The sequence below is a fragment of the Roseibium sp. genome (assembly GCF_048261595.1).
Lineage (GTDB): Bacteria > Pseudomonadota > Alphaproteobacteria > Rhizobiales > Stappiaceae > Roseibium.
This window is the reverse complement of record NZ_JBLXFW010000002.1, coordinates 666,871-679,609: the sequence shown is the minus strand read 5'-3', so window position 1 is coordinate 679,609 and position 12,739 is coordinate 666,871. Positions and strand designations below refer to the sequence as shown.

9 protein-coding genes and 1 riboswitch are annotated in these 12,739 nt (G+C 59.4%); of the genes, 7 read left to right on the top strand and 2 right to left on the bottom strand.

Annotation, left to right across the window (positions count from 1 at the left end):
* The first annotated feature begins 45 nt into the window (after positions 1–45).
* The 3 genes from ACN0SY_RS10400 to serA all read left to right on the top strand — a co-directional run bounded on the left by ACN0SY_RS10400 (position 46) and on the right by serA (position 3,868).
* Complete coding sequence (locus tag ACN0SY_RS10400) at positions 46–864, top strand: outer membrane protein (protein ID WP_417687000.1); 819 nt, start codon at positions 46–48, stop codon at positions 862–864.
* Positions 865–1,027: 163 nt separating this feature from the next.
* Entirely contained in the window at positions 1,028–2,200 is a 1,173-nt protein-coding gene (locus ACN0SY_RS10395; protein ID WP_417686998.1) for a phosphoserine transaminase, read from the top strand.
* Positions 2,201–2,281: 81 nt separating this feature from the next.
* Positions 2,282–3,868, top strand: coding sequence for a phosphoglycerate dehydrogenase (gene serA / locus ACN0SY_RS10390; RefSeq protein WP_417686996.1), 1,587 nt, complete (start codon positions 2,282–2,284; stop codon positions 3,866–3,868).
* A 45-nt stretch (positions 3,869–3,913) separates the two neighbouring features.
* Here the strand turns inward: serA and ACN0SY_RS10385 are convergent, their stop codons facing one another.
* Positions 3,914–4,804 (bottom strand): DMT family transporter, encoded by an 891-nt coding sequence (locus ACN0SY_RS10385; RefSeq protein ID WP_417686994.1) that lies wholly within the window; start codon positions 4,802–4,804, stop codon positions 3,914–3,916.
* A 334-nt stretch (positions 4,805–5,138) separates the two neighbouring features.
* Between ACN0SY_RS10385 and ACN0SY_RS10380 the strand changes: the two genes are divergently transcribed.
* The 4 genes from ACN0SY_RS10380 to ACN0SY_RS10365 all read left to right on the top strand — a co-directional run bounded on the left by ACN0SY_RS10380 (position 5,139) and on the right by ACN0SY_RS10365 (position 10,396).
* Positions 5,139–6,428, top strand: coding sequence for an adenylosuccinate synthase (locus tag ACN0SY_RS10380; protein ID WP_417686992.1), 1,290 nt, complete (start codon positions 5,139–5,141; stop codon positions 6,426–6,428).
* 257 nt (positions 6,429–6,685) lie between these two features.
* Positions 6,686–8,356 carry a hypothetical protein gene (locus tag ACN0SY_RS10375; RefSeq protein ID WP_417686990.1) on the top strand — a complete coding sequence of 557 codons (1,671 nt, stop codon included), beginning with the start codon at positions 6,686–6,688 and terminating at the stop codon, positions 8,354–8,356.
* A 67-nt stretch (positions 8,357–8,423) separates the two neighbouring features.
* Positions 8,424–8,527, top strand: a riboswitch (TPP riboswitch).
* Between the two features lie 148 nt (positions 8,528–8,675).
* Complete coding sequence (locus ACN0SY_RS10370; protein ID WP_417686988.1) at positions 8,676–9,431, top strand: ABC transporter permease; 756 nt, start codon at positions 8,676–8,678, stop codon at positions 9,429–9,431.
* Between the two features lie 26 nt (positions 9,432–9,457).
* The gene (locus tag ACN0SY_RS10365) at positions 9,458–10,396 is read left to right on the top strand and encodes an ABC transporter substrate-binding protein (protein WP_417686986.1); all 939 of its coding nucleotides are present in this window, start codon (positions 9,458–9,460) and stop codon (positions 10,394–10,396) included.
* Positions 10,397–10,417: 21 nt separating this feature from the next.
* Here the strand turns inward: ACN0SY_RS10365 and ACN0SY_RS10360 are convergent, their stop codons facing one another.
* Positions 10,418–12,646, bottom strand: coding sequence for a CHASE2 domain-containing protein (locus tag ACN0SY_RS10360; protein WP_417686984.1), 2,229 nt, complete (start codon positions 12,644–12,646; stop codon positions 10,418–10,420).
* Between the last annotated feature and the right edge of the window lie 93 nt (positions 12,647–12,739).

The following is a 12,739-nucleotide window of genomic DNA, read 5'->3' as shown; positions in this document are numbered from 1 at the left end:
ACCCGCAAATGGGATATGCGGACGCTTGACGTAAAGGACGAGGACATGATCAGTTTTTTTAAGCGATTGTCTTTGGCCGGTGCTGCAGCCGCGATGTCGACTGCTGCTCTTGCGGCCGATCTCCCGGCACCGGTTATTGAACATATTCCGGAAGTGCCCGTATCCGGCGGATGGTATCTGCGCGGCGACATTGGCTACAAGGTCTATGGCGACCCAACAGGTAGCTTCAATGACCCTGTCATTGGCGATATTCGCTTCGAACGTGAAACGATTGACGACGCGTGGATGATTGGCGTTGGCGTCGGCTACCAGTTCACGGACTACTTCCGTGGTGACCTGACACTCGACTATGAAACCAAGGCCGAGATCACCGGTTACGCTCCTTGTACGGCCTGTGCCGGTGGTCCGGGCTTCTCGGTCGAGAAGGCTGACATCGACATCTGGACGGTAATGCTGAACGGCTATGTCGACATTGGTACCTGGTACAACATCACGCCTTACGTCGGCGCTGGTGTCGGTGCATCCTACGTCACCGCTAGCGGTGCCAACTTCGTGAACCCGGATGGTTCGAGCCAGAGCTATGGCGGCTCTTACAGCACATGGAACTTCGCCTGGGCTCTCCATGCAGGTGCCGAATACGCTGTTACTCCGAACTGGAGTATCGACGCAGGTTACAGCTACAAGGATCTCGGCACTGCGAAGACGGTTCGCTATGCAGGTGTCGGTTCAGGTCAAACTCGCGCAAAGAACGAAGATCTGACCGCGCACGAGTTCCGTCTCGGTGTTCGCTACAGCTTCGACAACTACGCAGCAGCGCCGACGCCGGTCTACTATCCGGCCCAGCCGATCACCAGCAACTTCTAAGCTGGCAGGTCTCGAGACTTTGAAAACCGGCCTTCGGGCCGGTTTTTTATTTCGTGAAGCGGTGCCATCGCGAAATAAATTGACGTCAGCCCGGAAGCAGTCTAACCCCGTCGGTGGGCCACCCCTCCCCAACGAGGGGCTACTATCTGTGAGGGTAGACTACATGAGTGGAAGTCTCGCCAAGCCGGACCTGCGTCCGGCAAATCCCAATTTTTCATCCGGTCCCTGCTCCAAGCGTCCCGGCTGGTCCCTCGAAGGGCTCGCGGATGCGCCGCTTGGCCGTTCCCACCGTGCAAAGGTCGGCAAGGCAAAACTCGCCGAAGCCATCGACCTGACGCGCGAAGTCCTGCAGGTTCCCGCCGATTACCGTATCGGCATCGTTCCGGCATCCGATACCGGTGCCGTCGAGATGGCTATGTGGTCGCTGCTTGGTGCCCGTCCGGTCGACATGCTTGCGTGGGAAAGCTTCGGTTCTGGCTGGGTCACCGACGTGATCAAGCAGCTCAAGCTGGCAGACGCCCGCAAGATCGAGGCGCCCTACGGAGAGCTGCCCGACCTTTCGAGCGTCGACTTCTCCCACGATGTGGTCTTCACCTGGAATGGCACCACGTCTGGCGTGCGGGTTCCGAATGCGGACTGGATACCGGCGGACCGCGAAGGCCTGACCATCTGTGATGCCACTTCCGCTGCCTTTGCCCAGAACCTGGATTTCGCCAAGCTCGATGTCGTCACCTTCTCCTGGCAGAAGGCCCTCGGCGGCGAAGCAGCCCACGGTGTCCTGATCCTCAGCCCGCGCGCTGTCGAGCGCCTGGAAAGCTACACACCGTCCTGGCCGCTGCCGAAGATCTTCCGCATGACCAAGGGCGGCAAGCTGATCGAAGGCATCTTCAAGGGCGAAACCATCAATACGCCGTCCATGCTCTGCGTCGAGGACTATCTGGATGCACTGAAGTGGGCGCAGTCCATCGGTGGGCTCAACGGTCTCGTCGGGCGTGCCGACGCCAATCTCAAGGTTCTTGCCGACTGGGTGGAAAAGACCGATTGGGTCGCGTTCCTCGCCGTCGACCCTGCGACATGTTCCAATACGTCCGTCTGCCTGAGGGTCGTCGACCCGGAAGTCGCCGCACTGCCTGACGACGCACAGGCGGCGTTCGCAAAGGGCATGGTAACGGCGCTCGATTCTGAGGGCGTTGCCTATGACATCGGCGCCTATCGCGATGCTCCCTCGGGCCTGCGCATCTGGACCGGCGCTACTGTCGAGCGGTCGGACGTCGAGGCACTTCTCGGGTGGCTCGATTGGGCGTTCGCGTCACAGAAGGCACAGCTCAAGGGCTGAATTTTCATCAGATTATCTACGCCAGAATCCCCGGCCGCTCCTGTGGCCGGGCCTCTTCATCGAAATTGAGGAGTGGTCAAAATGGCTCCGAAAGTACTTATTTCCGACAAGCTTTCCCCGGCGGCTGTCCAAATTTTCAAGGACCGGGGCATTGATGCAGATTTTCTGCCCGACGTTGGCAAGGACAAGGAAAAGCTGCTTGAAATCATCGGCAACTACGATGGCCTTGCGATTCGATCCGCCACCAAGGTGACCGAGAAAATCATCGCTGCCGCGGACAATCTGAAGGTGATCGCCCGAGCCGGCATTGGTGTCGACAACGTCGATATTCCAAAGGCGAGTGCGCGCGGCATCATCGTGATGAATACGCCGTTCGGCAATGCCATCACGACTGCCGAACACGCCATTGCGATGATGTTCTCTGTCGCCCGTCAGATTCCGGCGGCTGACGTCTCCACCCAGGCAGGCAAGTGGGAAAAGACCCGGTTCATGGGAACCGAAATCACGGCCAAGGTGCTCGGTCTTATCGGTTGCGGCAACATCGGGTCGATTGTCGCAGAGCGTGCAATCGGTCTAAAGATGAAGGTCATAGCCTTCGATCCGTTCCTCACTCCCGATCGCGCGATCTCTCTTGGCGTTGAAAAGGTCGAGCTTGAGGAGCTGCTGCGCCGGGCCGACTTCCTGACGCTCCACACTCCGCTGACGGACAAGACCCGCAACATCATCGATGCGGCGGCCATCGAGAAGATGAAGGACGGTGCCTACCTGATCAACTGTGCCCGAGGGGGGCTGGTCGACGAGGCAGCCGTTCGTGCGGCGCTGGATAGCGGCAAGCTTGGCGGTGCGGCTTTCGACGTGTTCGTTGAGGAGCCGGCCAAGGAGAATATCCTCTTCGGAGCACCGAACTTCGTCTCCACCCCTCATCTTGGAGCCTCGACCAGCGAAGCGCAGGAGAATGTCGCTTTGCAGGTCGCCGAGCAGATGTGCGATTACCTCTTGGAAGGGGCTGTTTCAAACGCTCTGAACATGCCGTCCATCTCTGCCGAGGAAGCGCCAAAACTGGTGCCGTTCGTTCGTCTTGCCGAACAGCTGGGCTCCTTTGCCGGTCAGTTGACGGAAAGCGGCATCAAGACCGTTCGCCTGGAATATGCGGGAGCTGTTTCCGATCTCAACACCAAGGCACTGACATCGGCCGCGCTCGCGGGGGTTCTAACACCCTTGCTGCAGACGGTGAACATGGTCTCTGCTCCGGTGGTCGCCCGGGAACGTGGAATTTCCGTCGAAGAAGTCCGGCGCGAGCAGAAGGGCGCTTACGAGAACTATATCCGCCTGACGCTGGTCACCGAGCATCAGGAGAGATCCGTCGCGGGAACCGTTTTTGCCGATGGGAAGCCACGGATCATCCAGGTGAAGGGCATCAACATGGAAGCCGAACTCGGCGCCCACATGCTCTACATCACCAATGAGGACAAGCCAGGCTTCATCGGTCACCTCGGAATGGTGCTCGGAGATGCCGGGGTCAACATCGCGACGTTCAATCTCGGGCGTATTGCTGCGGGCCAGGATGCAATCTGTCTCGTCGAGGTCGACGGAGAGGTGCCTCAGGAGGTCATGGATCGCCTGTCCGAAGTGTCGCACGTCAAGCAGGTGAAGAGGCTGAGGTTCTGAGCTTCGGGAGCGGATATCAGGGAAGGCGGCTACGGCCGCCTTTTTTCATATCTGACGCATGACGCGTTTGATAACCCGTCCGTCGAGGATCAAAAGGCCAAGCAGGAGCAAGGCAAAACCGGCAATCTGTGGAGGCTGCAGACTCTCTCCAAGCAGCATCGTTCCGAAAAGGATCGCGGAGGCCGGTACGATCAGCGTCACGAGAGATGCATTTGTGGCGCCGGCCTCCGACAGGAGCCGGAAGTAGATCAGGTAGGCGGCAGCCGTGGCGAGGAGCCCTAGGGCAATCACGTTGCCCCAGGCAATTGCCGAAGTCGCCAGTGGCTCCCAGTTTGCAAGGGAAATGGCTGCCAGAGGCAGCATGATCAGGCTCGAGCCGGTGAGCTGCCCGGCGGCAGAAACAATTGCCGGAATGCCCTTGAACCTGCGAGCAAAGGCAGCCGCGAACCCATAAGAAATGGCAGCGCCCAAACAGGCAATCTGCGCCCACAGCGGTGTCTCGGCCGAGCCAAGCGACGGGGCAAGCATGATCACCACCCCAGCAAAGCCTGTGAGCACCCCAACCAGACGGTGGATGCGAACCTCTTCCTGCCCCAGAGCGACAGCTGCGATCAGGAATGTGAAGATCGGTGTCGTGGCATTCAGTATCGACGCGAGTGCGGCCGAAATTGCTGTCTGCCCCCAGAACAGAAGCGAAAACGGAATAGCATTGTTCAGCAGACCCATCAGCAGAAATGCAGCGAGCAGACCCGGAGTGAGCGGAAATGCAATGCCGCGCCACCTCAATACCAGATGAAGGCAGACAGCAGCGAGGAAGACGCGCAGGAATACCAGGGTCAGAGGTGGGATTTCGGCAACAGCGACCTTCGCGAAAATGAAGGAGCCGCCCCAGATCGCGCCGAGGAGACAAAGAAGTATCCAGTTTCGAAAGCTCATCTGGTTCTCATCCCGCTCGAGAATGTGTGGCGTCCGGACGCGTAGCAGTGATCCTCCGGTTTGAATACCCGAAAAGCGAGTGCGCTCCGTGAACCTGCTCGACCGGCGCGCGTTGAGCTCTCCGTGCCCGGCAGCTTTTCCGCATGCGGCGTTGAAATCCCTGAAAAACAGACATTTTTTTCTGCGCTGCGAAAAAGCTCCTGCGGGGCTCGCAAGTTGGGACTCAAGTGGCTATAGTCCGCCGCGTTTGCCCCGGGTACCTGCCTGGGGTTCGATCTGTTTGCGCCTTTTGCGAAAGGCGCCTGTAATGCCGCTTCAGGAGGGCGTTTTATCCATGGCCAATGTGGTTGTCGTCGGATCGCAGTGGGGTGATGAAGGCAAGGGCAAGATCGTCGATTGGCTGTCCGAGCAGGCCGATGTGATCGTTCGCTTCCAGGGCGGCCACAACGCGGGCCACACGCTTGTCATCGACGGTGTCAGCTACAAGCTGTCCTTGCTGCCGTCCGGTGTTGTCCGTGGCAAGCTCTCGGTCATCGGCAATGGCGTCGTGCTCGACCCTCATGCGCTTGTCGATGAAATGAAGCGCCTTCAGGATCAGGGCATTTCGGTGACCCCGGAAAACCTGCGCGTCGCCGAGAACGTCTCGCTTATCTTGTCGATCCACCGCGAACTTGATGCGCTGCGCGAGAACTCCAACACGGGAACTCGCATCGGCACCACGAAGCGTGGCATTGGTCCGGCTTATGAAGACAAGGTAGGACGCCGGGCCATCCGTTTGATGGACCTGAAGAATCTGGCGACGCTGCCCGCCAAGATCGACCGTCTGCTGACCCACCACAATGCCTTGCGTCGTGGTCTGGGCCAGGACGAGATCTCTGCACAGGCTATCTACGACGAGTTGGCGTCCGTTGCGGACAAGGTTTTGCCGTTCATGGATTCGGTCTGGAACCTGCTCGACAAGCAGCGCCGCGAAGGTAAGCGAATTCTGTTCGAGGGCGCTCAAGGAGCCCTTCTGGATATCGATCACGGAACCTATCCATTCGTGACGTCGTCAAACACAGTGGCCGGGCAGGCTGCAACCGGATGCGGCCTTGGCCCCAATGCCATCAATTACGTTCTGGGCATCACGAAAGCCTACACGACCCGTGTTGGTGAGGGCCCGTTCCCGACCGAACAGCAGAATGAAGTCGGCGAATTCCTCGGGACACGCGGCCATGAGTTCGGCACGGTGACTGGTCGTCGCCGCCGCTGCGGCTGGTTCGACGCCGTTCTGGTTCGCCAGACGGTCTGCACGTCGGGCATCAGCGGCATTGCGCTGACGAAGCTCGACGTTCTGGATGGTCTCGACGAGATCAAGATTTGTGTCGGCTATGAACTGGATGGTGAGCGAATCGACTATCTGCCCGCCTCCCAGGGTGCCCAGGAACGGGTCGTCCCGATTTACGAAACTCTGCCGGGCTGGAAAGAATCCACAGAAGGTGCACGCACCTGGGCAGACCTTCCTGCACAGGCCGTCAAATACGTTCGCCACGTGGAAGAACTGATCGGCGCTCCGGTCGCCTTGTTGTCGACCAGCCCCGAACGCGAAGACACGATCCTGGTGCAGAACCCGTTCCAGGGTTAAAAGAGACATAATTGCAATGTCTTGCGAAAGCCGGCTGAAGCGGTGTTCACGGAACCCGGCGCCGGCTTTCGTATGTGTCACGCTACCTGTTTCCCATGCGCACCGGTTGAGCGGCAGCTTCTATTCGAGGAGGGAGTGTCCCCAGCGGCGCTCAGGGGGCAGTCGTGAAGGATCTTGGGCTTCGCCTGCGCGGGACTTTGGTATAAGCCTTTATTAAGGAAGATCTTTGAACCGGCGCACAGCCGATGGGCAGGAAGATGGCTGACTACTATTCCATTCTGAAAAAGACGATTGGATCGCTGCCGGAAAACAACGGTGCTGCCCGGCGCAGCGTTTACAGCCGTGCGCGCAACGCCATCGTCAATCAGCTGAAAGCCTACGAGCCACCGCTCTCGCCGTCGGAGATCACAGCCGAACAGCTTCGCCTTGAAGAGGCGATCCGCAAGGTCGAGGCAGAAGCTGCGCGCGAAAGCCTGGGGCTTGCACCTCAGAACAAGCCGGCGCAATCCAAGCCGTCCGAACCAAAACCGGCCGAACCGGCGCAAACGGTCGTTGCCGATGAGCCAGACACGGCACCTGAAGGCGCGCCGCCGGCTGCCCACGAACCGAAGGTTACTTCATCGGGTTCAGCGAGCGGGCAATTGACGCCTGCTGCGGCAGGCAGGATCGAGCCGAAAGCGCCCGTTTCAGAGCCGTCCTCGCCCTTGAAAAAGGCGGTCGAAGAGGCGGACGGGCTTGGGGAGGCTTCTCACAAGGCTGTTCAGTCGACCCGCGATGCGATGGCGGAAAGCGATAGCTCGCGCATGGAACCCTCGTTCGGATCCGGCATGGATTCGGGGGATGACAACGAGGATATCTTCGCATCCGAAGATGAAGACGAAGCGGTTGAGGCACGACCGGCAGGACGTGCGCGCGGCCGAAAGAGCGCGTCTGCCGCCCTCCGCCAGCGCGACAGCAAGTTACCGTTTGCACTTGTGGGTCTTCTTGTCGTGATCGCGGTGGGTATCGCCGCGGTGATCTATTCGCAGAGAGACATGGTCGCCGAGATCGTCTCTGATGAGCAAACTACTCCGCCAGCCGTTGAAACGTCCGAGCCCGCAGCTCCGGAGGTTGCCGAGGCACCTGCCGAGGCTATTGCGCCTGCAGAAGACGAAAGCAGCAAGATCGAAGACCGGTTGCTCAACGAGAATGGCGACCCGGCCGCAGCATCCGACGCTCGCAGTGTGACAACCACGCTGATCACGCCTACGTCACCGCCCGCTCCGGCCGAACCGACGGCCCCTGTTGCTGCCGAGCCGCAGGCCGACACCGCCGCGCCGTCGCAAGAAAACCTCATCTCGTCGGTGGATCCACAAACTTCGGAAGCTGCCCTTACCGGAGATGGAGAGGCGCAGCGCTCGATCCTATACGAGGAAGGCGAAAACTCCGCCGGCGCAGGTACGGCCTCGCAGGGACAGGTCGTCTGGGCCGTCGAGGAAGAGACGACTTTGGACGGTCAGGCGCAGAGTGTTCTGAGTATGAGTGTCGATATTCCGGAGCGTGACGTGTCGGTTGACATCCGGATCAAGCCGAATTCGGATGCTTCGCTTCCTGCCAGCCACCTTGTCGAGATCAAGTACAACTTCCCGGAAACGTTTGCGGCCGGCGATGTTGTCAATGTTCCGGGCCTCGTGATGAAGCCGACGGAAGAAGCCCGCGGTGATGCGCTGATCGGTGCCTCGGTCAAGGTGTCTCCGGGCTATTTCTGGATTGCGCTTTCCAACATCAACAGTGAGACGGAGCGGAATATCGGGCTGCTGCGTGAACGCGGCTGGATCGATATTCCGATGCTCTACGAGAACGGCAAGAGGGGCATTCTGACCCTCGAAAAGGGCGAGACCGGTTCCGCCGCCGTTGAGCAGGCTCTGGCTGCCTGGCTGGCCGGATAAGTTCCGAAACAATCGAAAATCCCCAATGCACCGGCTTGTGTTTTCCCACGAGCCGGTGCATTTTCGTTTCCGGTCCGAGGGGTGTTCTTGAAAAAGAACTGAGATGGCAAAGCCGAACCCTTAGAACCTGATCCGGGTAATGCCGGCGAAGGGACGGAAGCCTTTAGCCTTATCCCGGATCTCCAATGTCGCTTTCGGTTTGTCCGAAGACGGGAGATCCTGCTGTGTTGATATGTCGGACCGGTCAGATAGCCGGTCTTTCCGAATATTGCGGAGAGAATGCCGTCACCTGCTTGCGGTGCGCAGCCGGGGAGGCAGCATGACGGCTGTTTTCTGGCGCCTCACACGCATTCTGGCAGGCGTCGTCGGATTTGCACTGGGCTGGGAGTTTCTGGTCCGTGCATTCGACATCCCGCCCTATATGCTGCCGAGTCCGGTCCGCGTTGCAGAAGCGTTCGCTGACCGTTGGGACTTCCTGCTCGAACACGCCCTGCTGACCGCCTATGAGACACTTATCGGCTTCTTCTTCGGCGTCATTGCCGGAAGCCTGCTGGCAATCGTCATGTGGCTGTCGCCGATGGCGCGCCGCGCGGTCTTGCCGGTGGTGTTGGTCACGCAGGCTCTACCGGTCTTTGCGATCGCACCGATCCTGGTCCTCTGGCTCGGCTTTGGCCTCGCGTCCAAGATCGTGATGGCGGTCCTGGTGATTTTCTTTGCGGTCACGTCGTCCTTCTTTGACGGCCTGCGGCGGTCCGACCAGGGCCTTGCGGATCTGGCTCGCCTCTATCGCCTTGGCCGTTGGAAAGAACTCATCTACTTCCGCATTCCTGCCGGACTGCCCGGCCTTGCTTCCGGCATTCGCATCGCCGCCGTGTTCGCTCCCATTGGTGCGATCGTGGGGGAATGGGTCGGTGCGAAAGGTGGTCTGGCTTTCATCATGCTGCAGTCGAACGCCCGGATGCAGACCGATGTGATGTTTGCCGCCCTCATTCTTCTTGCGGTCATGGTGCTGACGTTGCGGTTCACCGTCGACGGGCTCACCCGCCGCCTTGTTCCCTGGCAACTCGAAGACTGACGTTGCCGATCATGTGGAGACTGTCCATGAAAAATATCGTTCGGATGGCGATTGCCGCAGCAGTGCTGATGGCCACGCCCGTGCATGCCGCTGAAAAGCTCACGGTCCTAATGGACTGGTTCACCAATCCCGACCATGCTCCGGTCATCGTCGCGAAGGCCAAGGGCTTCTTTGAGGCGGAAGGTCTTGATGTCGAGTTGATCGAGCCGGCCGATCCGGCCATGCCGCCGAAGCTCGTTGCCGCCGGGCAGGGCGATATCGCGATTTCGTACCAGCCGACACTACACGCCCAGATCCATGAGGGCTTGCCGTTGAAGTGGATCGGTACGCTGGTCGAAACGCCGCTGAACTCGCTGATCGTTCTGGAAGAGGGGCCCATCCAGAAACTCGAGGACCTCAAGGGCAAGAAGGTCGGCTTCTCCGTGTCCGGCTTCGAAGACGCGATGCTTGGTCAGATGCTGAAGTCCGTTGGTCTTGGCTTTGACGATGTCGAACTCATCAACGTCAACTTCGCCCTGTCGCCCGCGCTGATGTCGGGACAGGTCGATGCCGTCATCGGTGCCTACCGCAACTTCGAACTGACCCAGCTCGAGATTGAAGGCAAGAAGGGCGTTGCCTTCTATCCGGAAGAAAACGGCGTGCCGATCTTCGACGAACTGATCTATGTCGTTCACAAGGACAAGACCGGTGACCCGCGTTACGCCAAGTTCCTGGCCGCTGTGGAGGCTGCCACGATCTACCTGACCAACCATCCGGATGAAGCATGGAACGCCTTTGTCGAGGCCTATCCGAATCTCGATGACGAGCTGAATCGCCGTGCGTGGGCGGACACGCTGCCGCGGTTCGCGAAGCGTCCGTCCAGCCTGGACACGGGTCGCTACCAGCGGTTTGCCGAATTCATGGCGGCGAACGAACTTATTGGCGAGGTCGTGCCGGTCTCGACCTACGCGGAAGAAATCCGCTGAGTTTACGGGAGGCGCGGCTGCTCAGACGGCCGCGTCTACCTGGTCCGTAGCGCCCTCCAGGGCAGCGACGCGCGTTTCAAACACCGCATAGAAAGGGCCAAGGCCTTCTGGAGTATGATGCTTGCAGTCGAGAAGGCGTTCCCGCGCCACATTGGGGTCGCCGTCCTTTAGTGCGTTGATCATGGCCGAATGGTAACTTGAGAGCGCCGAAAATCGCCCGGTGTTGGTCAGGCTTTCTCCACCGACGAGCGCGAACAGCTTGACTGGTTCGGACTTGCCTTTCAGTGGAATCTCCCCTGCCTCCAGATAGGCAAATTCGTGCGCTGCTTGCCGGGTATGTTCCGAGACAAGCAGCTCTGCCCCGACGGCCTTGCAGCTGGACTCGATCCGGGACGCCACGTTGACCGCGTCGCCGATGACCGAGTAGTTGAAGCGCCGGTCGGATCCCATGTTGCCCACGCATGCTTCCCCGGTATTCAGACCGATCCCGATCTGGACGTTCTGTGTCTTCAGGCCTCTTGCCTTGAAGCCGAAGGCGTCTGCGCGATTGAGTTCTTCGACACGTTCGATCATGGCAAGTGCCGCCCGGCAGGCATGGCTTGCATGGTTCTCGATTGTCACCGGGGCATTCCAGAACGCCATGATGCTGTCGCCAATGTATTTGTCGATGGTGCCGCCTTCGGCCTGAATAATGTCGGATAGAGGCGAGAGCAGGGTGTTGAGAAACGAAACAAGTTCGGTTGGTGTCAACTGCTCGGAAATCGGAGTGAAGCCGCGCACGTCCATGAAGAGGATCGTCATGGGCCTCATCTCGCCGCCCAGAACAAGTTGCTCTGGAGCATCTTCGAGCTGATGAACAAGTTCAGGCGACAAATATTGGCTGAAGGCCTGGCGGACAAAACGCTTTTCACGCTCGGTCATGAAATACAGAAGCGAGGTCGCTACCGCAAAGACAAGCAATGAGGCCAAACTCGGATAGACGGGGTCAATCAGAAGCCCGTCCTGCTTGAACATATAGAACGAACCACCGACAAGACCTGCTGCCAGCATGCCGCCGAAAACGCCTGTACCAATGCTACCGATTGCCGGAAAAGCCAGAATTATTGCGGACCCGACCAGGAACGTGAGAATGATCTCGGCGCCATAGGTCCAGTCGGGACGAGTGAGAAAGTCACCGGACAGGATCTGCTCGATTGCCTGAGCATGGATCGATACCCCCGGCGTGAGGTCCATCAACGGCGTCGCTCGAAGATCAAGGAGGCCGGCAGCCGAAGTCCCGACGAAAATGATCTGACTCTCGATCAGGGGAAGCACTACATCGCGTTTTGCCGGGTCGAGGACATCCTTCACCGAGACATAGCGTTCGCGGATTTCCGGTGTGAAATGGACCCACATTTCACCCGCCGTATTCGTCGGTACGGAAAATGCGCCAATCTTTACATCCGTTACGGCCGCTCGCCCGGTATTCACCTCGTTGCTGGCGCCGGTGGATCTGACCAGCAGCGTCCCGGCTCCCTGGGCGACCCGCAAGGCCTCGGTGGAGAGGCTGGGATAGAGCGACGTGCCATCAGTGAAGATGAGTGGCACGCGGCGTACGACACCGCCCCGGTCATTGACCGAGAGGGATACTCCACCGGAACCCGCCGCGGCGGTTTCCAGTGCCGGCAGGCTCAGGAGTGTCGACTTGAACGGAGGCAGGAATTCCGACGGATTGCGCCCGCCAAAAGCAAACCCGGTCTTTACCTGGGGAGTTCTGCCTTGTGCTGTGGGAACAAGTGCAAAGCCGACGACCGAAGGCGCCTGGGCAAGCGCTGCGGCGAAGATGGTGTCGTTGTCGGGAAGACGTTCGAATGCCTGACGGATGTTTTGTTGTTGCTGCAGCGGTTCGGGAAGCTGGGAAAGCACCGCCTGTGGCGATGTGCGGTCGGGCTCGGAAAAGATGACGTCATAGGCGATGACCGCCGCGCCCATCTCGTTCAGAGCATTGGTGAGCTCTGCCAGACGGCTGCGAGGCCATGGCCATTGGCCGAATTCGGCAATCGAAGCTTCATCGATGTCAACGATACGAACGGGAGCAGGTTCATAGTTCCGAGGGCTTAGCCGCTGGTAGTTGTCGAAGGTAAGCTCGCGCACGGCCGTCAGCAGCGCGGGATCTGCTGCACGAATGACGGTGAGGATTGAAAGCGCAATCACAGAGGTCGCGGCAACAACTACGCGCTTGCTCCCCAGCTGCTTCAGAACCTTTCGCATCTTTGTCCCCCGTGCCGATAGCGAGACTAGGCGGGGACATACGCGGGAACAAGTCCTTCAAAACGTGTGCGATGAGGCGCAAAGAAAAAACCG

Bases quoted from the DNA above. Each gene is read 5' to 3' on its own strand.
- ACN0SY_RS10400 (WP_417687000.1), top strand. From the start codon at position 46: ATGATCAGTTTTTTTAAGCGATTGTCTTTGGCCGGTGCTGCAGCCGCG.
- ACN0SY_RS10395 (WP_417686998.1), top strand. From the start codon at position 1,028: ATGAGTGGAAGTCTCGCCAAGCCGGACCTGCGTCCGGCAAATCCCAAT.
- serA (WP_417686996.1), top strand. From the start codon at position 2,282: ATGGCTCCGAAAGTACTTATTTCCGACAAGCTTTCCCCGGCGGCTGTC.
- ACN0SY_RS10385 (WP_417686994.1), bottom strand. From the start codon at position 4,804: ATGAGCTTTCGAAACTGGATACTTCTTTGTCTCCTCGGCGCGATCTGG.
- ACN0SY_RS10380 (WP_417686992.1), top strand. From the start codon at position 5,139: ATGGCCAATGTGGTTGTCGTCGGATCGCAGTGGGGTGATGAAGGCAAG.
- ACN0SY_RS10375 (WP_417686990.1), top strand. From the start codon at position 6,686: ATGGCTGACTACTATTCCATTCTGAAAAAGACGATTGGATCGCTGCCG.
- ACN0SY_RS10370 (WP_417686988.1), top strand. From the start codon at position 8,676: ATGACGGCTGTTTTCTGGCGCCTCACACGCATTCTGGCAGGCGTCGTC.
- ACN0SY_RS10365 (WP_417686986.1), top strand. From the start codon at position 9,458: ATGAAAAATATCGTTCGGATGGCGATTGCCGCAGCAGTGCTGATGGCC.
- ACN0SY_RS10360 (WP_417686984.1), bottom strand. From the start codon at position 12,646: ATGCGAAAGGTTCTGAAGCAGCTGGGGAGCAAGCGCGTAGTTGTTGCC.